The following is a 22699-nucleotide window of genomic DNA, read 5'->3' on the forward strand; positions in this document are numbered from 1 at the left end:
TGTTATCATCTGGCCCGTGTGATGGACTAAAGTCGTATGCCTGCGCAAGGAAAACCGATGGCACCCGCGCACAATGGTTGACCCGGACGCCGGTTTCTGCCCTAGTCCCCGCCATATTCTGACCCCTTGACGGCACCATGACTGAAGAACGCACCGTGGAGCAGGGCTCCGACCGCTATAACGCCCGTGAAGTCGAACCGCGCTGGCAGAAGGCCTGGGCCGAAACCGGCACCTTCCGCACGCGCAATGACGACCCGCGACCGAAATTCTTCGTGATGGAGATGTTCCCCTATCCTTCCGGGCGCATCCATATCGGTCACGGCCGCAACTATGTAATGGGCGACGTGCTGGCGCGCTACAAGCGCATGCGCGGTTTCAACGTTCTGCACCCCATGGGCTGGGACGCTTTCGGCCTGCCGGCGGAAAATGCCGCCATCGAGCGCAACACCCATCCCAAGGCATGGACCTACGAGAACATCGCCTCCATGCGCGAGCAGCTTCAGCTGCTGGGCCTTTCGCTCGACTGGAGCCGTGAGCTCGCGACCTGCGACCCCTCCTATTATGTCGAGCAGCAGCGCATCTTCCTGGATTTCCTTGAGAATGGCCTGGCCTATCGCAAGGAAAGCGAGGTCAACTGGGACCCGGTGGACAACACCGTGCTCGCCAATGAGCAGGTGATTGACGGGCGCGGCTGGCGTTCGGGCGCGATCGTGGAGCGGCGCAAGCTCTCGCAGTGGTTCCTGCGCATCACCGATTTTGCGCAGGAGCTGCTGGAAGGGCTGGATACGCTGGACCGCTGGCCGGAAAAGGTGCGCCTGATGCAGCGCAACTGGATCGGCCGCTCGGAAGGCATGGAAGTGCTGTTCGAGTTTGCCCGCGGCTTCGCCCCGCAGGATGCGCAGAGCGTGAAGGTCTACACCACACGCCCCGATACGCTGTTCGGAGCGGCCTTCCTCGCCCTTTCGCCGGACCATCCCCTGGCGCGCACGCTGGCGCAGCAGGATGACAAGCTCGCCACCTTCATTGCCGAATGCAAGAAGGGCGGCACCTCGGCCGAGGAAATCGAGACCCAGGAAAAGCAGGGTTATAATACCGGCCTGAAGGTGGTGCATCCGCTGGATGCCGAGCGTACCGTGCCGGTCTATGTCGCCAATTTCGTGCTGATGGATTATGGCACCGGCGCGATTTTCGGCTGCCCGGCGCATGACCAGCGCGATCTGGACTTTGCCCGCAAATACAAGCTGCCGGTGGTGCCGGTGGTGCTGCCGCCAAATACCGATCCGGGCAGCTTCGCCATTGATGATGAGGCCTATGACGGCGATGGCACGCTATTCAATTCCGGCTTCATGGATGGCATGAGCGTGCCGGATGCGAAGGAGGCCGTGGCCCGGCAGCTGGAGCGCTTCCGGGTGGGTGATGCGCCGCAGGGCACGCGCAAGGTGAATTTCCGCCTGCGGGACTGGGGCATCTCGCGCCAGCGCTATTGGGGCTGCCCCATCCCGATCATCCATTGCGAAAGCTGCGGCCCGGTGGGTGTGCCGCGCGAGCAGCTTCCCGTCACCCTGCCGGATGATGTGACTTTCGACCGTCCCGGCAATCCGCTGGACCGCAATGCCGCATGGCGCAATGTGCCGTGCCCCAAATGCGGCGCGCCGGCCAAGCGCGAGACGGACACGATGGACACCTTCGTGGATTCGTCCTGGTATTATCTGCGCTATGCCTCGGACAATGCCGAAAAGCCGCTGGACAAGGACGCCGTGGCCCACTGGCTGCCGGTGGACCAGTATATTGGCGGCATCGAGCACGCCATTCTGCATCTGCTCTATTCGCGCTTCTTCACCCGCGCGCTGAAGAAGTGCGGGCGGGTGAATGTGACGGAGCCGTTTGCCGGCCTGTTCACCCAGGGCATGATTGTCCATGAGTCGTACAAGGACGTGCAGGGCCGCTGGCTCTTCCCCGAAGAGGTGCGGCGCGAGGCCGATGGCCGCACGGTGAAGATTGATGATGGCACCCCCGTCACTGTTCTGCCGCCGGAGAAGATGTCCAAGTCCAAGCGCAATGTGGTGGCCCCGGAAGTGGTGGCCGATACATATGGCGTGGATTGCGCCCGCTGGTTCATGCTTTCCGATACGCCGCCCGAGCGCGACAGCGAGTGGACGCAGGGCGGTATCGAGGGGGCATGGCGCTTCGTGCAGCGCGTGTGGCGTCTGGTGAACGAGGCGGTGGCGCTGGGTGCGCCGGTCGGCAGCGACCGGCCCGGGGCCTTCGGGGATGTCGCCCTTGACCTGCGGCGTGCCGCCCATGCGCTGGTTGCCAGGGTGGCCGAGGATGTGGAGCGCCTGCGCTTCAATGTGGCCGTGGCGCATGTGCATGAATTCGCCAATGAGTTCGGCGCGGCCATTGCCCATGCCCGCAAGGCGGGCGAGGTGCCGGCGGATCTGGCCTTCGCCCTGCGCGAGGCCGCGGAAATGCTGGCCTGTGTCGTCGCGCCGATGATCCCGCATCTGGCGGAGGAGTGCTGGAAGCGCCTTGGGCATGATACGCTCATGGCCGAGGCATCCTGGCCGGCCACGGATGCGGCACTGTTGCAGAACGATTCGGTGACCCTGCCGGTGCAGATCAATGGCAAGAAGCGCGATGACATCATCGTCTCGCGCGAGGCGACGGTGGCGGAGATTGAAGCCGCCGTGCTGGAGCTGGAAAATGTGCAGCGGGCGCTTGAAGGGCGCACGCCCAAGCGTATTATCGTGGTGCCGCAGAGGATCGTGAATGTCGTCGTCTGACACAGCCCGCAACGGCGCCGCTCGTCCGGTGTCTTCCCAGTTTTCCGCCACCCGCCCGGCGCGCCAGCGCGCCGCCGGCTGGGTGGTGGCAGCCCGTCTTGCGTTTGTCGGGGTCGCCTCCGCCGCGCTGGCAGGGTGTTTCCAGCCCATGTACGCCGCCGGCAACACCGCGACCGGTGGCCTGGATGTGCGCGAGAAATTGCAGGAGGTCAACGTCCTTGCCATTCAGGGCCGGACCGGCCATGAGCTGCGCAATGACCTGATCTACGCCTTCCAGGGCGGTGGGTCGAACCCTGAGGATGGGCCGCTCCAGCTCTTCGTCAAGGTCACCCCCTCCAAGTCGAGCGCCATCGTCAACAAGCGCTCCGGCCTGCCCGAGAACGAGATCATCCGTCTCAAGGCGGAATGGAGACTGGTGCGGGCGGATGATGACAAGAAGATTCCGCTGGTGAAGGGTACGGCCAATGGCACGGCCACCATTGATGCCAGCTATCAGCGCTTCGCCAATTACAGTGCATCGCAGGATGCGGAAATCCGTGCCGCGCGTATCGTGACCGAGGCGATCAAGACCCAGCTCGTCGGCTATTTCCTGCGCCCGGCGCCTACGGGCAAATAGCCCATGGTTGCCGTGCGCCCCGGCGATGCCGAGGCGGTTCTTGCCCGGCGTGATCCGGGCAAGAATGTCGTGCTCCTTTTCGGCCCGGATATCGGCCTTGTGCGTGAGCGCGCCGATGCGCTGGTGCGCGCTGTCGTGACGGATGCCAGCGATCCCTTCGCCCTTGTGCGTCTGGAGGGGGATGAGCTGTCAGCCGATCCGCGCCGGCTGATTGACGAAACCAGCACCATCGGCCTGTTTGGCGGCGAACGGGTCATCCGGGTTCGGGCTGGCGCGCGCAATATCGTGCCGGCGCTCAAGCCCGTGCTGGAGGGGCCGCCCGGTGCGCTGGTGGTGGTGGAGGCCGCAGACCTCAAGCGGGGCGCGCCCCTGCGCAATCTGTGCGAATCCGCTTCCAACGCGCTCGCCATCGCCTGCTATGCCGATACCCAGCGTGACCTTGCCCGGCTGGTGGACAGCATGCTGGCGGAAGCCGGCCTGACCATAGACCGGGATGCGCGCGAGCTTCTCGTCTCCCTCATCGGGGGGGACAGGCTGGCCTCGCGCGGGGAAATCGCCAAGCTGGCCCTTTATGCCATGGGCAATGGCCGCGTGACGCTGGAGGATGTGCGCGTCATCATCGGTGATGCCTCCGCCCTTGCGCTGGATGATGTCGTCGACTCGGCCCTTTCCGGTGACACGAAAGGCGCGGTGGTGGCGCTGGCAAAGGCCTTTGGCGCTGCCACCCGGCCGGATGCGGTGCTGGGTGCCCTTTTGCGCGGGCTTTCCGCGCTTCACCACATGGCATTGCAGATGGAAGGCGGCCTGAGTGCGGACCGGGTGGTGGAGAAAGCGCGCCCGCAGATCCACTTTTCCCGCCGCCCCAAAATCGAGAAGGCCTTGCGCGCCTTTGGTGCGGAGCGGTGCCTGAAGGCCATGCTGGCGGTGGATGAGGCCATTCTTGCCGCCCGTCGCAATGCCGCTCTCGCCCCCGCGATTTGCGAGCGCACAGTCCTGCAGGTGGCGCAACAGGCGGCCCACCGCCGCGTCTAGCGCCTCTGCGGCAAGACTGCCCTTGCCGCCAGCCATCATGACATGAGATAATGCGGTTTCGGCCTGGGGTGCCGCACCGCGCGGCTGAGATCATACCCATCGAACCTGTCTGGATCATGCCAGCGTAGGGAGGTTGCCGATGAGCGCCAGCTTGTCGTCCCATTCAATATCGTCCCCCCTCTCCGCCCGGAAGGCGCGTCCGCGTGTCGCCATTGTCGGAGCCGGGGTCATGGGCTTGTCCATCGGCTGGCGTCTGGCCCAGGCTGGCTGTGCGGTGGAAATCTTCGATGCCGGCGTGGCCGGCCAGGGCGCCAGCCATGCAGCGGCCGGCATGCTGGCCGCCTGCGCGGAAGTGGAGCCGGGTGAGGAGCGGTTGCTGGATCTGAACCGCGCCAGCCAGAAGCTGTGGCCGCAATTTGCGGCGGATCTGGAAGCCGCCTCCGGCGAAAGCGTCGATCTGCGCACCGAGGGCATCATCACCGTGGGGCTGACTGCGGATGATGGCGCGAAGCTGCGCCACCTCTATACGCTTCAGCAGGCGCTGGGGCTGCCGGTGGAGTGGCTCAATCCGGCCGAGGCCCGTCGCCGTGAGCCGCATCTGGCCACGCGCCTTTCCGGGGCCATTCTCACGCTTGAGGATCATCAGGTCGATAACCGCAAGGTGGTGATCGCCCTGAAGGCGGCCCTCGGGAAGGCCGGCGTGGCACTGCATGAGCATTGCCCGGTGAGCCGGGTGGAGACGGAAGGGGGCCGGGTGCGCGGCATCATTGCCGGGGAACGGCAGGTTGCGGCGGATGTGGTGGTGCTGGCGGCCGGGGCATGGAGCCGGGGCGTGGAGATTGCCCCCGCGCCCGCATTGCCCGTGCGCCCGGTCAAGGGGCAGATGCTGGCGGTGCAGATGGACCCTGAGGCCCCCCTGCTGAACCATGTGGTCTGGGGGCCGGGCATCTATCTCACCCCGCGTCGTGATGGCCGCCTCATTCTGGGCGCGACGACGGAGGAGAAGGGCTTTGACACGCAGATCACGGCCGGCGGGCAGCTGGCCCTGCTGACCCATGCCTGGCGTGTGCTGCCCACCATCGAGGAACTGCCGATCATCGAGCAATGGGTCGGCTTCCGCCCGGGCAGCCGGGATGATGCCCCCATATTGGGGCCAAGCGCGGAGGTGGACGGGCTGGTCTATGCCACGGGCCACCATCGCAATGGCATTCTGCTGCTGCCGGTCACGGCGCAGGCCATTGCCCGTTTCGTGCTGGATGGCGTGCTGGATGATGTGGTGCAGCCCTTTGGCGCGGCCCGTTTCAACCGGCCGGCCGCGGCGGAATGCGTGTGAAGGGAATGTGAAATGGTGTCGCTGAAGGTGAATGGAGCCGAAGAGCAGCTTCAGGTGGCCACGGTGGCAGAGCTGCTTGAGCTGAAGGGCATGTCGCTGGACCAGAAGGGCATCGCCGTGGCGCTGAACAGCGCCGTGGTGCCGCGCCGGACATGGCGCGAGACCCGACTGAAGAATGGCGATGAAATCGAGATCATTACGGCCCGCCAGGGCGGTTGAGACAGGGCAGGACAAAACGTGAGCACGCAGAACGACCCGCTCGTGATTGCCGGGCGGACCTTCAATTCCCGCCTGTTTCTGGGCACGGCGGGCTATCCCAACCAGCAGGTGTTTCTGGATGCGCTGGAGGCTTCGGGAGCGCAGATGGCGACAGCCTCCATCCGCCGCATCTCCCTCTCCGGCTATGAGGAGAGCCTGACGGATCTTCTCACCGGCCGGGTGCATATCCTGCCCAATACCGCCGGCTGCCAGACCGCGAAGGACGCCATCCTCACCGCGGAACTTGCCCGCGAGGCGCTGGAGACGGACTGGGTGAAGCTGGAGGTGATCGGCGATCGCGAGCTGCTCTACCCGAATGTGGAAGAGCTGCTGAAGGCGACGGAAGAGCTGGTCAATCGCGGCTTTGTGGTGCTGCCCTATTGCAATGATGACCCGGTGACCTGCCAGAAGCTGGCGGATCTGGGGGCGGCGACCGTGATGCCGCTGGGGTCGATGATCGGCACGGGGCTGGGCATTGCCAATCCGCACATGATCGAGCTCATCTGCGCCCGCTCGCCGGTTCCGGTGGTGCTGGATGCGGGTCTGGGCACGGCTTCCGATGCCGCGCAGGCCATGGAACTGGGCTGTTCCGCCGTGCTGCTGAATACCGCCGTTTCCAAGGCGCTGGACCCGGTGAACATGGCCCGCGCCTTCCGTTTCGGGGTTGAGGCCGGGCGGCTGGCGCATCTGTCCGGGCGCATTCCGAAGAAGCTGCATGCGGAAGCATCCAGCCCCGAATTCGGGCTGATCGGCGGCTGAGCATGGACCGGAGCCTGCCTTGCCCGCCATTGCTGCTGATTACAGACCGCACACAGGTGCGGGGTGATCTTGCGGCGGTGGTGGAGGCGGCCTGTGCGGGGGGCTGCCGCTGGGTGAGCATCCGCGAGAAGGATCTGCCGGAGGCTGAGATTGCGGCGCTCTTCTCCCGCCTGCGCGCCGTGACAGCGCCCTGTGGCGCGGTGCTCACTTTGCATGGCGCGGCCGCACAGGCGCAGGCTGTGGGAGCGGATGGCGTGCATCTGCCCGCCGGTTCTGATGCTGGTGCGGCACGCGCCCTGCTGGGCCCGGGGGCGCTGATCGGTCTTTCCGTCCATGGCGCGGATGAAGCGCGGACGGTGCAGGCGGGCAGCGTGGATTATATCACCGCCAGCCCGGTTTTCCTCACCCGTTCCAAGCCCGGTTATGGGCCAGCCCTGGGGCCGGAAGGGTTGCAGCGCTTCGTTCTGGCCTCACCCGTTCCGGTGCTGGCGCTGGGCGGCGTGTCTATCGGGACGCTTGCAGGCTGCATGGAGGCGGGGGCTCAGGGCGTTGCCGTCATGGGTGAGATGATGCGTGCAGACCAGCCCCAGGACATGATGGCGCAATTGCTGAGCCAGCTTCCGCCGCCACAGGGCTGAGAGGTTTTCCGCTGCGTTCATGCCTCGTCTGGTGCGGCTGTGCCGGTGAAGGTCCACGCGCCGGTGCCGAGGGCAGGGCCGGCCTTGTCCAGAACCAGCGGGCTGCGGGAAAAGGTGAGGGGGGTGCGCAGGCCGGGAATGCCTTCCGGCGCGATCACCATACCGCGCGCCGCGATCTGCGGGTCGCCAATCGCCTCCGCCACCGTATTGATGGGCCCGGCCGGTACGCCGGCTTTCTCAAGGGCCTCAAGCAGATCGGTGCGGGTGCGGGCCATGGTCTTTCCGGCAATGCGGGCGCATAGGGTTTCGCGCTCCGCCACACGCTGCGGATTGGTGGCATAGGCCGGGTTGGCCGCCATATCCGGCAGGTCCAGCGTCTGGCACAGGGCGGTGAATTGCCGGTCATTGCCGCAGGCGATGATGAGATGGCCATCTGAAGCCGGAAAAAGCTGGTAAGGCACAATGCTGGGATGGGCATTGCCCATGCGGTGCGGCACCCCGCCCCCTGCCAGAAAGCTCATGGCCTGATTGGCCAGCACGCCGACCCCGGTATCCAGCAGGGACAGATCAATCCTCTGCCCCAGCCCGGAGCGGGCCCGCTCGGCCAGCGCGGCCTGAATGCCGATGACACCATAAAGCCCGGTGAAGATGTCAATCCAGGCAACGCCCACCTTCTGCGGCTCGCGCCCGGGCTCTCCCGTCAGGTCCATGATGCCGGACATGCCCTGAATCATGAAATCATATCCCGGGCTCAGGGCGCGCGGGCCATTCTGGCCAAAGCCGGTGATGGAGACATAAATGGCGCGCGGGTTCAGCGCGGCGACACTCTCATAATCAAGGCCAAACCTGGCCAGCGCCCCGACCCGGAAATTCTCCACCACCACATCGGCCTCTGCGATCAGGGCCTTCACCCGGGCCAGATCTTCAGGCCGGGAGAAGTCGCAGGTCACCGAGCTTTTGCCCCGGTTGGCGGCGTGGAAATAGGCGGCCACCTTCTCCGTGCCGCCCTTGCCATCCGGCCGCTCGATGAAGGGCGGGCCCCATGTGCGGGTGTCATCCCCGCCGGGCGCTTCCACCTTGATGACGCTGGCCCCCAGATCCGCCAGCGTCTGGCCAATCCACGGGCCGGCCAGAATGCGGGCCAGCTCCACCACCCTGAGGCCATGGAGAGGAGGCAAGGCGGAATCTGTCATCGGGAAAGGTCCGGGGCTTGGGCGGGGAATCAGCGCCAGCATAGACATGTGCGGCAGGTTCTGCCTGCTGTTGCAGGTTGCAAAAGAAAAGGGCCGGTTTGCACCGGCCCTTTCCAGATCAGAGTCCTGAAAGACGATCAGTCTTCCTTGGAGTCGCCGTCAGCTTCGCGCTGCTTGAGCGCGGCGCCCAAAATGTCACCCAGCGAAGCGCCGGAATCCTGGGAACCGTACTGCGCCACGGCTTCCTTCTCCTCGGCGATTTCCATCGCCTTGACGGAAACCTGCACCTTGCGCGCCTTGCGGTCGAACAGGGTGACGCGGGCGTCCAGCTTGTCGCCAACAGAGAAGCGCTCGGGGCGCTGGTCGTTGCGGTCGCGGGCGAGTTCCGAACGCTTGATGAAGGAGGACAGGTCGGTGCCGGTGAGCTTCACCTCGATGCCGCCATCCTTCACGTCGGTCACTTCGCAGGTCACGACAGCGCCCTTGCGGACGTCGCCGGCCTCGGCGAAGGGATCGCCGGAGAGCTGCTTGATGCCGAGCGAGATGCGCTCCTTCTCGACGTCCACGTCGAGCACCACGGCCTTGACCATGTCACCCTTGCGGTACTCGTCGATGACCTGCTCGCCCGGACGGTTCCAGTCGAGGTCGGAGAGATGGACCATGCCGTCCACATCGCCGTCGAGGCCGAGGAACAGGCCGAACTCGGTCTTGTTCTTGACTTCGCCTTCGACAACCGCGCCGGGAGCATACTTCTCGGCGAAGGCTTCCCAGGGGTTCTGCAGGGTCTGCTTGAGACCGAGCGAGATGCGACGCTTGGCGCTGTCCACTTCCAGAACCTGCACTTCCACTTCCTGGGAGGTGGAAACGATCTTGCCGGGGTGAACGTTCTTCTTGGTCCACGACATTTCGGAAACGTGGATCAGGCCTTCGATGCCCGGCTCCAGTTCCACGAACGCGCCGTAGTCGGTGATGTTGGTGACGCGACCCTTGAAGCGGGCCTGCACCGGATACTTGGCCTCGATGCCTTCCCACGGATCGCCGAGGAGCTGCTTCATGCCAAGCGAGATGCGGTGCGTCTCGTGGTTGATCTTGATGATCTTCACCTGCACCGTCTGGCCGATGGACAGCACTTCGGTGGGGTGGTTCACGCGGCGCCATGCGATGTCGGTGACATGCAGCAGGCCGTCAATGCCGCCCAGATCAACGAACGCACCGTAATCGGTGATGTTCTTGACCACGCCCTCGATGGCCTGACCCTCTTCGAGGTTCTGGACCAGCTCGTGGCGCTGCTCGGCGCGGGTCTCTTCCAGCACGGTGCGGCGGGAGACCACGATGTTGCCGCGGCGGCGATCCATCTTCAGGATCTGGAAGGGCTGCTGCGTGTGCATCAGCGGAGCGACGTCGCGGATCGGACGGATGTCGACCTGCGAACGCGGCAGGAAGGCCACTGCGCCGTCGAGGTCGACGGTGAAGCCACCCTTGACCTGGTTGAAGATGACGCCGTTGACCTTCTCGTTGGCGGTGAACGCCTTTTCGAGCTTGACCCAGCTCTCTTCGCGGCGCGCCTTGTCGCGCGAGAGAACGGCTTCGCCCATGGCGTTTTCAACGCGCTCGAGATAGACCTCGACCTCGTCGCCCACCTGAATGGTGTTCTCGCGGTTCGGGCCGGCGAACTCGCGCAGGGCCACGCGACCTTCGGTCTTCAGACCGATGTCGATGATCGCCAGATCCTTTTCGATCGCGACCACGGTGCCCTTGACAACGCTACCTTCCTGAAGGTCAACGCGGCCGAAGCTTTCGTCGAGAAGAGCGGCAAAATCTTCGCGGGTGGTTTCTACGGACATTCGTACTCCGAATTCTGTGCGCCAGCGTCTGGTGTTGCATGGCCTGAACCATCCGGATGTTCGGCACTCTCGCGGAAGAGTGCAAAACAACCACCGGGAAACCGGCGGGCCAGCGCGAAGGCCGGACGGAACAGACATTTCAGATGAAATGCTCTGGTGAACAGAGCGTGTCGATGCGCGCTGAAGTGAAAGCCAGGCGGGCTGCCTCCGATGATCCGGGCCGCGTATCCCGCGGAAACCCTTGCCCGCCAAAGACGGCTCTCCCTTTCTGGAAGAGCGCAGCTTCGAACGGGGGCACCATTAAGCGAAAAATCCCCCCCATGCAAGGCGCGCACAGGCTTTCGGCACAAGAAAACCGGCAGTTTCGGCTGCCGGTTTACTTAATCTCTGCAAGATGAAGGGCCTGTGCCCCGTTCAGCGGCGCGCGGCCTCCACCTTGTCGCGCAGGGCGCGGGCGGCGGCCTGCGGGTCATCCGCGCCGCAAAGGGCTGAAACAACAGCGATTCCATTGGCGCCGGCACGGATCACGTCCGGCACGCAGGCCCCGTCCACCCCGCCAATGGCGACGATCGGCAGGGTGGTGAGGGCGCGCATGGCGGCAATGCCTTCCGCCCCGATCGCGGCTCCGGCATCGGCCTTGGTGCCGGTGGCCTTGATGGGGCCGGTGCCGAGATAATCCACGCCGGTGAGGTCGGAAGCGGCAAATTCCTGCGGGCTGCCGACCGAAAGGCCGATGATGCGGTCCGGCCCCAGCAGGGCGCGGGCATCCTGCGGGCTCATGTCATCCTGCCCCACATGCACGCCATCGGCCTGCGCCGCCAGCGCCACATCCACCCTGTCATTCACCAGCAGGGGAATCCCGTGCGGGGCGAGCAGCGCCCGGAGCGCACGCGCCTGTTCCACCAGAGCGCGGCCATGGGCGTGCGGATCCCGCAATTGCACCAGGGTGACGCCGCCCCGCACAGCCGCCGCAACCGTCTCCTCCAGTCCGCGCTCCGCGGTCAGGCGTGGATCGGTCACGAGATACAGGGAGAGATCGAAAGAGCGAGCCAAGGCATTGCCTCCGGTAGGAAAAAGCTGAAAGGCCACAGGAGCGTGCCCGCCCGCGGAGGCAGGGTCAAGAGCCGCCCGCTCCGGGGTGCGTGGGGTGATGCAGGGGAGGCACGCTGGGCGCATGTCGGCAGTTTCTGCGGCCAAATCCCTGTGCGCGCATTGATCTGAGGCGCTGTGTGTGTCATTTGCAGCGCACAAATCCTGTCCCGCCGGGCTTGCCTTCGCCTGCCCGCACCATCGCGTTGGACCCCTAATGAAGTTGCGCAATATCGCCATTATCGCCCACGTTGACCACGGCAAGACCACGCTGGTTGACGAACTCCTCAAGCAGTCGGGGGCGTTTCGAGAAAACCAGCGCGTCGCCGAGCGCATCATGGATTCAGGCGATATCGAAAAGGAACGCGGCATCACCATCCTTGCCAAGGCCACTTCGGTGGTGTGGAAGGATGTCCGCATCAATATCGTCGATACCCCCGGCCACGCCGACTTTGGCGGTGAGGTTGAGCGTATCCTGAACATGGTGGATGGCGCCATCGTGCTGGTGGACGCCGCCGAAGGCCCCATGCCCCAGACCAAGTTCGTGGTGGGCAAGGCGCTCAAGATCGGCCTCAAGCCCATCGTCGCCATCAACAAGGTGGACCGTGCGGACGCCCGCCCCGCCGAGGTCATCAATGAGGTGTTTGACCTGTTCGCGGCGCTGGACGCCACTGACGAGCAGCTCGACTTCCCCATCCTCTACGGCTCCGGCCGCTCCGGCTGGATGGCCGAGAGCCCGGAAGGCCCGATGGACCAGGGCATGGCCCCGCTGTTCGATCTGGTGCTCAAGCATGTGCCGGAACCGACCGTGGAGGAAGGCCCCTTCCGCATGATCGGCACCATTCTGGAAGCCAACCCCTTCCTCGGCCGCATCATCACCGGGCGCATCTCCTCCGGTTCGGTGAAGCCGAACCAGACCATCAAGGTGCTCTCCGGCGACGGTTCGCTGCTGGAGCAGGGGCGCGTCTCGAAGATCCTGGCTTTCCGTGGCATCGAGCGCCAGCCGATCGAGGAAGGCGTGGCCGGGGACATCGTCGCCATTGCCGGCCTGTCCAAGGGTACCGTGGCCGACACCTTCTGCGCCCCGGAAGTGACCGAGCCGATGGTCGCCCAACCGATCGATCCGCCCACCGTGACCATGACCTTCATCGTGAACGACTCGCCGCTGGCGGGCACGGAAGGCGACAAGGTCACCAGCCGCGTCATCCGCGACCGTCTGCTCAAGGAAGCCGAAGGCTCCGTGGCGCTGAAGATCGAGGAAAGCCCGGACAAGGACAGCTTCTTCGTCTCCGGCCGTGGCGAGCTTCAGCTGGCCGTGCTGATCGAGACCATGCGCCGCGAGGGCTTCGAGCTGGCCGTCTCGCGTCCGCGCGTGGTGTTCCAGAAGGACGAGGATGGCACCATTCTCGAGCCAATCGAGGAAGTCCTCATCGACGTGGATGAGGAATATTCCGGCACCGTCGTGCAGAAGATGAGCGAGCGCCGGGCCGAGATGGTGGAGATGCGCCCCTCCGGTGGCAATCGCCAGCGTCTTGTGTTCTACGCGCCCACCCGTGGCCTCATCGGCTATCAGTCCGAACTGCTGACGGATACGCGCGGCACCGCCATCATGAACCGCCTGTTCCACGAATATGCCCCCTACAAGGGCGAGGTGGCCGGGCGCGTCAATGGCGTGCTGATCGCCAACGAGCCGGGCGAGGCCGTGGCCTATGCGCTGTGGAACCTCGAGGATCGCGGCCCGATGATGATCGAGCCGGGCTGGAAGGTCTATCAGGGCATGATCGTGGGCATCCACAACCGCGACAATGACCTTGAGATCAACGTGCTGAAGGGCAAGAAGCTCTCCAACATCCGCACCACCTCCAAGGATGAGGCCGTGCGCCTCACCCCGCCGATCCGCATGACGCTGGAACGCGCCCTGGCCTGGATTCAGGATGACGAGCTGGTGGAGGTCACGCCCAAGTCCATCCGCGTGCGCAAGCGCCTGCTGGACCCGAATGACCGCAAGCGTGAAGAGCGCCGCCGCGAGGCCGAGGGCGTTTGATCCGCATATTCCCGGCTCTCGCGCGGAGCCGGGGTTCGCAACAGGAAAAGGGCCGCCTCTCATCCGGGCGGCCCTTTTTCATGCGCGGCTTTTACAGGCGGGTGACGCTTTGCGCGGCGGGAACAAGGCCCATCTCATGGGCGATGCGTCGGCGAATCTCGTCCTGCCGCGCACGCACCATCCCGGGAATGAGAAACAGGTCGGCCAGCACCCACAGAACCCCGACCAGCAGAAGACAGGTGATGATCTGCAACACCGCGCTGCCCGGGCGGCCGAGATAAAAGCGGTGCGCCCCCAGCAGGCCGAGGAAGAACCAGAAGACATAGGCAAGCAGCATGCTCGGCCCCTCATTGGTGAGGCGCGCCTCGATATAGGCCTGCTGCTGAAGATCCATCGACATGAGTGTGTTCCAGTGCGGAAGAGCGGTGCGGGGGCCGCCATATGTGGTGCCTGCTGTTTTGACCTGTTGCCGACATCGGGGCAAGCTGGCTGAAAGACTGGGGCCCGGCCCGGAATGAGCAGACATGTTTGCCCTTTGTGAGGCCGGATGCCGGGAGGGATGCGATGAGCCATCTGAGCGATGAACACATGCCGGCAGACAGGGCTGTGGAAATGGTGCTGCCGCCCCGCACCCGGGATATTGGCGGCATGCGGGTGGGGCGCATTCTGCCTTCCGCGCGCGGGCAGATGATTGGCCCCTTCATATTTTTCGACACTCTTGGCCCTGTGCGCCTCGCGCCCGGCGCGGCGGAAGATGTGCTGCCCCATCCCCATATCGGCCTTGCCACAGTGACCTATCTGTTCGATGGCCACCTCACCCATCGCGACAGTCTGGGTTCCGAGCAGGTGATCGTGCCCGGAGCGGTCAATCTCATGTCGGCGGGGCGGGGCATCGTGCATTCCGAGCGGCATGGGGAGGCCGTAAAGGCGCGGGGCGGGGTCTTGGCCGGGGTGCAGACATGGCTGGCCCTGCCGCAGGGGGCGGAGGAAAGTGCGCCGGCCTTTCATCATGTCGGCGCTGAAACCCTGCCGGAGATCGAGGATGGAGGGCTAAGGCTTCGCGTCATTCTGGGGGAGGCCCATGGCCTGCGCGCGCCGGTGCCTCTGGCCTCGCCAACCCTGTATCTGGAAGCCATCCTGAAGCCCGGCGCCAGCCTGCCCGTGGATGCGACCCATGAGGAACGCGCCGTCTTCATCTTCTCCGGGGAGGTGGAGATTGATGGCATGACATTTCCGCCCGGCCAGCTCGCGCTGATCCGTCCCGGTCTCTCCACCCGGTTGCGCGCCCATACCGATGCCCGGCTGCTGGTGCTGGGCGGCGCCAGTCTGGATGGGCCACGCTATATCTGGTGGAATTTCGTCTCTTCGGATGTCGAGCGCGTGCGGGCGGCCGCAGAGGACTGGAGACAAGGGCGCTTTAATGGACGATTTGCGCCCATTCCCTGCGATCATGACAGCTTCATTCCCGCGCCTGCTGACGGGCCGGGCCGCCCGCGGGCACAACGGCCCCGCACCTGAAAACACCCCGCACCTGAAACGAGGCAGGCCACGCCGCCTCGTTTGCTTCATGAGGGTCAGATCGGCACGGGCCGGCAGATCCGCAGCAGGTGCCTATTCCTTCTTCGGGTTCTCCGGTGGCTCATCCTCTCGGGCGCACAGCTCCGGTGGGTCACGCAGGAACGAGGGAGGGTCACTGGCGGGAAAGCTTTGCTCCAGCTCCTCGTCCAGCCGGTCATTGACCGCGCGCGGGGTGAGGCAGCTTTCCGGCTCCGGTGCCTTCTGGCCTTGTGTTTTCCTGTCTTCAGGATGGGTCTGCGGTTTTGTCATCGCGCACCTCCTTGAAGAGACAACGTGGCGGAGGCCATCCGGTTCCCGTCCGGCCTTCAGCGGCTCCCCGCCTTGCGCAGCAGCACCGCCACCGGGCTTCTGGCCAGGGCGTCGGAGCATTCCACCCGGCCCAGACGGCTGTCCACCTCGCGCCCGCTGAGAAGGTCCTCGAACGGGCCATGCATGCCTGTCGGCAGCACCACGGCGGTGTCAGCCCAGCGCAGGGGAGGAATGCGGGGCAGGGGATTGCGCGCCTCCAGCAGGCGGAAGGCCAGCCGGCTCACCAGCACGATGAGTTCCTGCTCCTGATGCCGCCGGATAAAGGCGAGCACATTGTTTTCCTGCCGCCCCTCGGTGACCAGCGGGGCATAATCTGCCTGTGCAAACAGGGCTGGGCAGGTGGCGCGGGCCTGAAGCAGGCGGGTGATGAGGGCGTGCTTCACGCGCCCATCCTGCCAGTTCTCCAGCAGCAGATCCGGCGGCAGGCTTTCTCCTCCCGCATGGGGCAGGCTGTGGGCGGCGGGGGCCGAACCCAGCGCAAAGTCCCAGCCCATGCGCTGGTGCTCCAGCGCCGGAATGCCGGGTATGGTCAATTTCAGCACACATTGCGTGAGCGCATTGAGCGCTCCTGCAGGGGCGATGCGGCTGGCGAGGGTGGCCATGAGCTGGCGGGCCTCCGCCCCTGCCGCCCCTTCCATGAGGGTGGCGAGGAAATCGGTGCAGCCGCGTTCGTAATCCGTATTGGGAAAGGCGTGGCTGGTGCGCAGGCCGGCGGAGCGGATGGTGTTGCGCAGCCAGAGCCGGGCCATGTCATGCAATTCACCCAGCGCCAGCGGGTCGGCGGCGCGCGGGGGCAGGGGCCAGCTGGCCAGAAGGGCCTGATAGAGAAGGATCTCGTCACAGGAATCAGGGGCCGCGCCATCCATGAGACGGGTGCGGAAGGGAGCGGTGAGCTGCTGAAGCGTGCGCACCAGCTCTCCCCATTCGCGCGGGGTCTCGCTCAGCACCGCAAGGCGCATGCGGGCATCCTCGCCCAGAAGGGGGGCCGGGCCGGAGGTGGCGACAGGGGCAAGCGGGCTGCGCCCGGCCCGCGCGGACATGCGTTCATGAAAGCCGGATGGCCGCAGGCCCATCAGGGTCGGGTCGCTCCCCGCCTCATTGCGGGACAGCAGGCGGCCATAGCGGCGGGGCAGGGCCTCTTCCACAGCCGCCAGATGAACGGCGGCGGTGAGCTGCTCGAAGCGGGCCAGCGCCCCGGCCCGCGCGCCGCTGATCTCGATATCGGCAAGGTCCCGGCTGGTGCGTCCGTCAAGCCAGGCGGCAACATGGTCGGCGGCGGGCTGGTCGAGCGGATGGATGCGGTGTCTGGCCCGCATCATGGCATCCGCAAACTGCCGGCTGCTGCCCTCGCCGGGGCCGGAGATGCCGCCATTCATGCGCGGCACGCGGAAGGCGATGACGAGTTCCTCGATGACCCGCCGGAGGGCGGCAAGGCAGAGATCGCGCGTGGCAAGGTCCGCGCTTGCAACATCATGCAGGGTGCGGGCGAGGGCGTTCAGCTCCGGGGCCAGCCGCTGGCGCAGCACTTCGCGCCGGGCCTGCATGTATTTGTCATCGAAACGCTGGCGGTCTCCGGTGGCGGCCATCCATATATCCGAAAGCGCGCCGCTGGCGACCGCATCATGCAGCACGGCGCCAATGGCCTCCTGCGCATCGGCGCCGGTGCTGCCGGCAAGGTCGGCGCAGTGCGGCATGGCCGCGCCCGGAGGAAGGGCGCAATCCGCCAGCATGAAGGCGGGGCCCTGCGGGGCCTCTTCCGGCCGGCGCCCGGCAAGGCTGCCCAGTTTCAGGCGCAGACGGCCGGCATAGGCTTCAGGGTCGGCCAGCAGATCCCATCCGATGATGGAAAAACCATCAATATGGCCCTCTGCATAGAGATTGAGCAATGTGGAGTGGGTGGCGTCAAACACATCCGGGCGTTCCACCCGCACGGCGACAAGGTCCGGCGCATCGAGCCGGCAGCGCCAGTTCAGCTCGTCACGGGCGGTGCGCCACCAGGCCAGCCGATAGGACTGGCGCTCCAGCAGATCATGCAGCCGGGCGCGGCCTTCCTGTTCATGGCCATCAAACGCCGCGAGCGAAAGGGCGATGGCACGCCGTCCCTCGGCCGTGCCGGCCTGAAGGCTCAGCTCCCGGCGTACGGCGCGAATGGCCTCAAGGTCCGGCCGCAGGCGGGAGAGGCCCTTGAACAGGGTGCTCATCACGCTGGCGGCAGGCAGGTGGCAGGCTTCCAGAATGCGCGGATAATCCAGCGGACAGACCGGGAAGCTATGGTTGCGATGGCGCAGCACAAAGCGCCCGGGCCCGCTTTCAAAGGCCAGCGTCAGCGCCCCTTCGGCCAGTGCCGCCCCATAGGGCCGGTCCAGAAAGGGGGCCAGAAGCTTGTGGCGCAGATGCCCCTCGCCGGAGCGCCAGTCGATATCGAACCAGTTGGCGTAAACGCTGTCGCGCCCCCATTCCAGCACATCCTGCCAGACAGGATTGTCCGCCCCGCCCGCTGCCATGTGACCGGGCGCGATGTCGGCAATCAGGCCCATGCCCCGCCGGTGCAGGGCGCCCGCAAGGCGGCGCAGGGCGCTTTCCCCGCCGATTTCCGGGTCTATGACAGCGTGATTGACCACGCCAATCCGGCCGGGAATGCCCGCCCGGGCGGAAAGAAGAGGCGAGGTGCGCACATGGCTGACGCCAAGTTCCGCCAGCCGTTCCACCAGCGGCAGGGCGGCATCGAGCGGAAAGTCCTTGTGAAAATCGAGATGGGCAAGGGCGCGCGGTGCTGTCACGGCTGGCCCCGCTTGTGGCCGGGCATGGCGCATGCACAGGCAGGTCTTCCCGCATCCTTCATGCCAGGGAGAGCCGGAAAGGCGGAAGAGCACACATTATAATAAGGGCAGCCCTGTGGCCGGCCGTTCATTCTGCCTGGGCCAAGCCGGCCCGGCGCATCCTTGCGCACGCTGTTCCCTTCCCCAGTCGCCCCGTCGGCCATGAAACAGGGCCCTCCCTCCGCCATGTGGTGACGCGCGGAAGGCATTGCCGCCAGCATAAGCGGGCCCCTTGTTTCCCAGCCGCGCGAGTGTAACGGCCTTCCTTGCCGGAGAGAATATTGTTTCGTCTCCGCAGGGGTTTTCACTGTGGTATTTGCATCTTTCCGCGGCATCAATGGCACAGTTCATGCACCTGATCGCGCGAATTTGGCCACAGATTCGCCTTTTCAGGGGTGCGCGAATCAAAATTGGTATTAAAATAAGGCGAGCCAGCCGGATGCCGGTGCGGGCGGCTTGCGAGGGGCCGTTTTCTCTCGTAGCCTTTAGTATATGACGCTTGGTCAATCAGCTTTGCAAGGCGGCTTTCTGGTGAAACAGAAGGCATAAAACAGTCGGTTCATGCTTTGGCGCGGCCTGTGCCTGTGGCAAAGCGGGGGATAAGTCAGGGTGGATGGCGACATTCCGCCGCAGCGCGCGTGAGTCACGTCCCCCTTTGTAGTTTTGATATGTATCAAGGCTAAATTAGGCTTCGGGCGCATGGTGCGCGCGAAGCTCCGTAGGTGCAGCTTTACGCCTCGGCGCAAGGGGTTCTGCAATGTCGACAATTCAAGATCCAATCCAGACCCCGGCGAAGTCCATGCGGTTTGGTGAGGTGGGTCTTCTGGTGGTGTTCGCCGCCCTGGCCTTCTTCTCCATCATCGTCGCCGCCAAGGCCTATACGCCGGAATATGGGTTCCACGCCTATCTGTTCGCGGCCTTCAGCATTGCGGCAGTGTTTGTCATTGGTAACCGGTACATGGACCGTCCCGCGGAGCCGATTCCGCAGGTTATCAATGGCAAGCCGAACTACAATTTCGATGTGGTGAAGGTTGGCACAATCTTCGCCGTTGCCTGGGGCATCGCCGGCTTCCTCATCGGTGTGTGGGCTGCGCTCCAGCTGGCCTTCCCGGCCTTCAACTTCGATACGGAATGGGTGTCTTTCGGGCGTCTGCGTCCGCTGCACACCTCCGCGGTGATCTTCGCCTTCGGCGGCAACGTCCTGATCGCCACCTCATTCTATGTGGTGCAGCGCACGTCCCAGGCCCGCCTTGCCGGTGAACTGGCGCCGTGGTTCGTGATCTGGGGCTACAACTTCTTCATCGTCATTGCCGGTACGGGCTACCTGCTGGGCATCACCCAGTCCAAGGAATATGCCGAGCCGGAATGGTATGCGGACCTGTTCCTGGCGGTGATCTGGGTCACCTATCTGCTGGTGTTCGTCGCCACGCTGTGGAAGCGTCGCGAGCCGCACATCTATGTGGCGAACTGGTTCTATCTGGCCTTCATCATCACCATTGCGATGCTGCATATCGGCAACAACCTCTCGGTGCCGGTCTCCATCTTCTCGCACAAGTCCTACATTCTGTGGGCCGGCGTGCAGGATGCGATGTTCCAGTGGTGGTATGGCCATAATGCGGTGGGCTTCTTCCTGACCGCCGGCTTCCTTGCGCTGATGTACTATTACATCCCCAAGCGCGCGAACCGCCCGGTCTACTCCTACCGCCTGTCGATCGTGCACTTCTGGTCGCTGATCTTCATCTATATCTGGGCCGGCCCGCACCATCTGCACTACACGGCGCTGCCGGACTGGGCGCAGACTCTGGGCATGACCTTCTCGATCATCCTGTGGATGCCGTCCTGGGGTGGCATGATCAACGGCCTGATGACCCTCTCCGGCGCGTGGGACAAGCTGCGCACCGACCCGGTCATCCGCATGATGGTGGTGGCTGTGGCCTTCTACGGCATGTCCACCTTCGAGGGCCCGATGATGTCGGTGAAGGCTGTGAACTCCCTCAGCCACTACACCGAGTGGACCGTTGGCCACGTGCATTCCGGTGCGCTGGGCTGGGTGGCCTACATCTCCTTCGGCGCCATCTACACCATGGTTCCCTGGCTGTGGAACAAGAAGGACATGTACTCGCTGCGCGCGGTTTCCTGGCACTTCTGGGTCTCCACCCTCGGCATCGTGCTCTACATCTCGTCGATGTGGGTGGCGGGCATCCTGCAGGGTCTGATGTGGCGCGCCTACACGCCGCTGGGCTTCCTGGAGTATTCCTTCATCGAGTCGGTGGAAGCCGTGCATCCGCTGTACGTGATCCGCGCTATTGGCGGCATTCTGTTCCTCACCGGTGGTCTGATCATGGCCTGGAACGTGTGGAAGACCATTACTGTCCCGCAGACCGAGGAAGAGCGTCAGCTCGCCCTCGCGGCCGCGGAATGAGGAGGACCAAATGGCTGCTAAGGGTTCGTCCATCTGGTCCAAGCACGGGATCTTCGAGAAGCACTCCTACTGGCTGATGCTCGGTATCCTGCTGGTGGTGTCCATCGGTGGTCTCGTCGAGATCGCACCCCTGTTCTATCTCAAGAACACCATCGAGAAGGTGGAGGGCATGCGGCCCTACACCCCTCTCGAACTGGCGGGGCGCAACATCTATGTGCGTGAGGGCTGCTACAACTGCCACTCGCAGATGATCCGTCCGCTGCGTGACGAGATCGAGCGCTATGGTCATTACTCCCTGGCTGCAGAGAGCATGTATGACCATCCCTTCCAGTGGGGCTCCAAGCGTACCGGCCCGGATCTTGCCCGCGTTGGCGGCAAATATTCCGACCAGTGGCATCTGGAGCATCTGAAGAACCCGCGCGCCGTGGTGCCGGCTTCCATCATGCCCGCCTATCCCTGGCTGGCGAAGACGAAGCTGAACACCAAGCACATCGCGGAAGACATGCGGGTGCTCGCTCTCATGGGCGTGCCCTACACGGAAGAGATGATCGAGCACGCTGAAGAGGACCTGAAGACCCAGGCCACCACGGATGCGGACTCCGAAGGTCTGGATCAGCGCTACCCCAAGGCGCAGGTGCGCAACTTCGATGGCAATGCCGAGGATATCACCGAAGCTGACGCCATCATTGCCTATCTGCAGATGCTGGGCACGCTCGTGGACTTCAAGCTCTACGACAACAAAGCCAATGTGAGGTGATGATGAACGAGACCTATTCGTTTTTCTCCTCGCTGGCGCAGACCTGGGGTTTGCTGCTCTTCGTCTTCGCCTTCCTGCTGGTGCTGGCCTATGTCTTCTGGCCATCCCGCAAGCGCAAGAAGGACTTCGAGGACGCGGCCAACATTCCGCTCAAAGAGGATTGATCCCGTGAGCTCGACAGACAATTCTTCTCATCAGGGACGTCTCGACGTCGCCACGGGTGTGCGGACCACAGGCCATGAGTGGGACGGCATCGAGGAACTGAACAATCCGCTGCCGCGCTGGTGGCTGTGGGTGTGGTATGCCTGTATCGTCTGGGCAGTCGGCTACTGGATCGTGTATCCGGCATGGCCGCTGCTGAATGGTCCCACTCCGGGTATCTGGGGCTGGAACCAGCGGGCGCAGATCCAGACCGAAATGGACCAGCTGCATGCGCTGCGTGCGGCTTCCATCTCCAAGCTGGCGGACGCCTCGCTTCAGGAGATCGAGTCCACTCCGGCGCTGCTCACTCTGGCGCGCGCCCAGGGCCGTGTGGCCTTCGCCGACAACTGCGCCCCGTGCCATGGCTCGGGCGGCGGCGGCGCGGTGGGCTATCCGAACCTGAACGATGATGACTGGCTGTGGGGCGGCACGCTCGAGCAGATCAACCAGACCATCAAATATGGTGCGCGTTCGGGTGATGATCAGGCCCATGTGGGCGACATGCCGGCTTTCGGGCGTGATGGCATCCTGAGCCGTCAGGAAATCTCGACCGTTGCGGACTATGTCCTCTTCCTGGCCGGTCGCCAGCCGGATGCCGGTGAGCGGACGGAGAAGGGCAAGGAGCTGTACATGGCCAACTGCGCGAGCTGCCATGGTGACGAAGGCAAGGGCAATATGGAGCTGGGCGCTCCGAACCTGACCGACGACATCTGGCTCTATGGCTCGGACAAGGCAGTGATCGAGTATGGCATCTATAATGGCCGCGGCAATGTGATGCCTGCCTGGATCCATCGTCTGGATCCGATCACCATCAAGGCGCTGACCGTGTATGTGCATACTCTGGGTGGCGGCCGCTGACCTGCGGCTCCGCTTCAGGACATAATGACGCAAAAGCCCCCGGAGCCAGCTCTCCGGGGGCTTTTGTTTTGAAGGGCTTACAAAAGGTCGCGCGACAGAACGTCAGGGGTGGCTACGCACGGTGCCCGAGATGTGACATTGTAGGACTGTAATGATTCCAACTCTT

General features: G+C 64.6%; 19 protein-coding genes and 1 riboswitch. Of the genes, 13 read left to right on the top strand and 6 right to left on the bottom strand.

From position 1 onward, the window contains the following. Positions 1–137: 137 nt before the first annotated feature. The 7 genes from leuS (at position 138) to ACT6QG_RS15590 (ending at position 7419) form a co-directional block, all read left to right on the top strand. A complete protein-coding gene (gene leuS, locus ACT6QG_RS15560; RefSeq protein ID WP_444978498.1) occupies positions 138–2783 on the top strand; it encodes a leucine--tRNA ligase in 2646 nt (881 codons plus the stop codon). Continuing rightward, positions 2770–3399 carry an LPS assembly lipoprotein LptE gene (gene lptE, locus ACT6QG_RS15565; protein WP_444978499.1) on the top strand — a complete coding sequence of 210 codons (630 nt, stop codon included), beginning with the start codon at positions 2770–2772 and terminating at the stop codon, positions 3397–3399. The genes leuS and lptE overlap by 14 nt, the downstream gene beginning before the upstream one ends. A gap of 3 nt (positions 3400–3402) precedes the next feature. Continuing rightward, complete coding sequence (gene holA, locus ACT6QG_RS15570; protein ID WP_444978500.1) at positions 3403–4431, top strand: DNA polymerase III subunit delta; 1029 nt, start codon at positions 3403–3405, stop codon at positions 4429–4431. 54 nt (positions 4432–4485) lie between these two features. Continuing rightward, positions 4486–4579, top strand: a riboswitch (TPP riboswitch). Further along, a complete protein-coding gene (gene thiO / locus ACT6QG_RS15575) occupies positions 4571–5764 on the top strand; it encodes a glycine oxidase ThiO (RefSeq protein ID WP_444978501.1) in 1194 nt (397 codons plus the stop codon). (Overlaps the previous riboswitch by 9 nt.) Before the next feature lie 12 nt (positions 5765–5776). Next, complete coding sequence (thiS, locus tag ACT6QG_RS15580) at positions 5777–5983, top strand: sulfur carrier protein ThiS (RefSeq protein WP_444978502.1); 207 nt, start codon at positions 5777–5779, stop codon at positions 5981–5983. 18 nt (positions 5984–6001) lie between these two features. Next, positions 6002–6781, top strand: coding sequence for a thiazole synthase (locus tag ACT6QG_RS15585; RefSeq protein ID WP_444978503.1), 780 nt, complete (start codon positions 6002–6004; stop codon positions 6779–6781). A gap of 2 nt (positions 6782–6783) precedes the next feature. Then, positions 6784–7419, top strand: a complete 636-nt coding sequence (locus tag ACT6QG_RS15590; RefSeq protein WP_444978504.1) for a thiamine phosphate synthase — start codon at positions 6784–6786, stop codon at positions 7417–7419. A gap of 17 nt (positions 7420–7436) precedes the next feature. Here ACT6QG_RS15590 and ACT6QG_RS15595 read toward each other — a convergent pair whose 3' ends face one another. From ACT6QG_RS15595 to thiE, 3 genes are all read right to left on the bottom strand, one after another. Beyond that, positions 7437–8612, bottom strand: coding sequence for a CaiB/BaiF CoA transferase family protein (locus tag ACT6QG_RS15595; protein ID WP_444978505.1), 1176 nt, complete (start codon positions 8610–8612; stop codon positions 7437–7439). A gap of 137 nt (positions 8613–8749) precedes the next feature. After that, positions 8750–10456: a 30S ribosomal protein S1 gene (gene rpsA / locus ACT6QG_RS15600; protein WP_444978506.1), complete on the bottom strand. Its 1707-nt coding sequence runs from the start codon at positions 10454–10456 to the stop codon at positions 8750–8752. 414 nt (positions 10457–10870) lie between these two features. Then, positions 10871–11509 carry a thiamine phosphate synthase gene (gene thiE / locus ACT6QG_RS15605; protein ID WP_444978507.1) on the bottom strand — a complete coding sequence of 213 codons (639 nt, stop codon included), beginning with the start codon at positions 11507–11509 and terminating at the stop codon, positions 10871–10873. A 253-nt stretch (positions 11510–11762) separates the two neighbouring features. On the opposite strand from thiE, the gene typA reads away from it, so the two are divergent. Continuing rightward, positions 11763–13589 (top strand): translational GTPase TypA, encoded by a 1827-nt coding sequence (typA, locus tag ACT6QG_RS15610; protein WP_444978508.1) that lies wholly within the window; start codon positions 11763–11765, stop codon positions 13587–13589. Positions 13590–13680: 91 nt separating this feature from the next. Here typA and ACT6QG_RS15615 read toward each other — a convergent pair whose 3' ends face one another. Next, positions 13681–13989 (bottom strand): TM2 domain-containing protein, encoded by a 309-nt coding sequence (locus tag ACT6QG_RS15615; RefSeq protein ID WP_444978509.1) that lies wholly within the window; start codon positions 13987–13989, stop codon positions 13681–13683. Positions 13990–14153: 164 nt separating this feature from the next. On the opposite strand from ACT6QG_RS15615, the gene ACT6QG_RS15620 reads away from it, so the two are divergent. Continuing rightward, positions 14154–15107 (top strand): pirin family protein, encoded by a 954-nt coding sequence (locus ACT6QG_RS15620; protein ID WP_444978510.1) that lies wholly within the window; start codon positions 14154–14156, stop codon positions 15105–15107. 93 nt (positions 15108–15200) lie between these two features. On the opposite strand, the gene ACT6QG_RS15625 is transcribed toward ACT6QG_RS15620, so the two are convergent. Continuing rightward, positions 15201–15416 carry a hypothetical protein gene (locus ACT6QG_RS15625; RefSeq protein WP_444978511.1) on the bottom strand — a complete coding sequence of 72 codons (216 nt, stop codon included), beginning with the start codon at positions 15414–15416 and terminating at the stop codon, positions 15201–15203. A 56-nt stretch (positions 15417–15472) separates the two neighbouring features. After that, positions 15473–18256 carry a malto-oligosyltrehalose synthase gene (gene treY, locus ACT6QG_RS15630; protein ID WP_444978512.1) on the bottom strand — a complete coding sequence of 928 codons (2784 nt, stop codon included), beginning with the start codon at positions 18254–18256 and terminating at the stop codon, positions 15473–15475. Between the two features lie 796 nt (positions 18257–19052). Between treY and ccoN the strand changes: the two genes are divergently transcribed. The 4 genes from ccoN to ccoP are packed head-to-tail and all read left to right on the top strand — an operon-like array spanning position 19053 to position 22533. Further along, positions 19053–20717 carry a cytochrome-c oxidase, cbb3-type subunit I gene (gene ccoN / locus ACT6QG_RS15635; protein ID WP_444978513.1) on the top strand — a complete coding sequence of 555 codons (1665 nt, stop codon included), beginning with the start codon at positions 19053–19055 and terminating at the stop codon, positions 20715–20717. 10 nt (positions 20718–20727) lie between these two features. Then, positions 20728–21474 (top strand): cytochrome-c oxidase, cbb3-type subunit II, encoded by a 747-nt coding sequence (gene ccoO, locus ACT6QG_RS15640; protein WP_444978514.1) that lies wholly within the window; start codon positions 20728–20730, stop codon positions 21472–21474. Continuing rightward, on the top strand, positions 21474–21638 hold the full coding sequence (locus ACT6QG_RS15645) for a cbb3-type cytochrome c oxidase subunit 3 (RefSeq protein ID WP_444978515.1): 165 nt from the start codon (positions 21474–21476) through the stop codon (positions 21636–21638). Before ccoO ends, ACT6QG_RS15645 begins: the two co-directional genes overlap by 1 nt. 4 nt (positions 21639–21642) lie before the next feature. After that, positions 21643–22533: a cytochrome-c oxidase, cbb3-type subunit III gene (gene ccoP / locus ACT6QG_RS15650; RefSeq protein ID WP_444978516.1), complete on the top strand. Its 891-nt coding sequence runs from the start codon at positions 21643–21645 to the stop codon at positions 22531–22533. Positions 22534–22699: the final 166 nt, after the last annotated feature.

The sequence above is a fragment of the Haloleucobacter ellipsoideus genome, from assembly GCF_052491725.1.

Bases quoted from the DNA above. Each gene is read 5' to 3' on its own strand.
- leuS (WP_444978498.1), top strand. From the start codon at position 138: ATGACTGAAGAACGCACCGTGGAGCAGGGCTCCGACCGCTATAACGCC.
- lptE (WP_444978499.1), top strand. From the start codon at position 2,770: ATGTCGTCGTCTGACACAGCCCGCAACGGCGCCGCTCGTCCGGTGTCT.
- holA (WP_444978500.1), top strand. From the start codon at position 3,403: ATGGTTGCCGTGCGCCCCGGCGATGCCGAGGCGGTTCTTGCCCGGCGT.
- thiO (WP_444978501.1), top strand. From the start codon at position 4,571: ATGAGCGCCAGCTTGTCGTCCCATTCAATATCGTCCCCCCTCTCCGCC.
- thiS (WP_444978502.1), top strand. From the start codon at position 5,777: ATGGTGTCGCTGAAGGTGAATGGAGCCGAAGAGCAGCTTCAGGTGGCC.
- ACT6QG_RS15590 (WP_444978504.1), top strand. From the start codon at position 6,784: ATGGACCGGAGCCTGCCTTGCCCGCCATTGCTGCTGATTACAGACCGC.
- ACT6QG_RS15595 (WP_444978505.1), bottom strand. From the start codon at position 8,612: ATGACAGATTCCGCCTTGCCTCCTCTCCATGGCCTCAGGGTGGTGGAG.
- rpsA (WP_444978506.1), bottom strand. From the start codon at position 10,456: ATGTCCGTAGAAACCACCCGCGAAGATTTTGCCGCTCTTCTCGACGAA.
- typA (WP_444978508.1), top strand. From the start codon at position 11,763: ATGAAGTTGCGCAATATCGCCATTATCGCCCACGTTGACCACGGCAAG.
- ACT6QG_RS15615 (WP_444978509.1), bottom strand. From the start codon at position 13,989: ATGTCGATGGATCTTCAGCAGCAGGCCTATATCGAGGCGCGCCTCACC.
- ACT6QG_RS15620 (WP_444978510.1), top strand. From the start codon at position 14,154: ATGAGCCATCTGAGCGATGAACACATGCCGGCAGACAGGGCTGTGGAA.
- ACT6QG_RS15625 (WP_444978511.1), bottom strand. From the start codon at position 15,416: ATGACAAAACCGCAGACCCATCCTGAAGACAGGAAAACACAAGGCCAG.
- ccoN (WP_444978513.1), top strand. From the start codon at position 19,053: ATGTCGACAATTCAAGATCCAATCCAGACCCCGGCGAAGTCCATGCGG.
- ccoO (WP_444978514.1), top strand. From the start codon at position 20,728: ATGGCTGCTAAGGGTTCGTCCATCTGGTCCAAGCACGGGATCTTCGAG.
- ACT6QG_RS15645 (WP_444978515.1), top strand. From the start codon at position 21,474: ATGATGAACGAGACCTATTCGTTTTTCTCCTCGCTGGCGCAGACCTGG.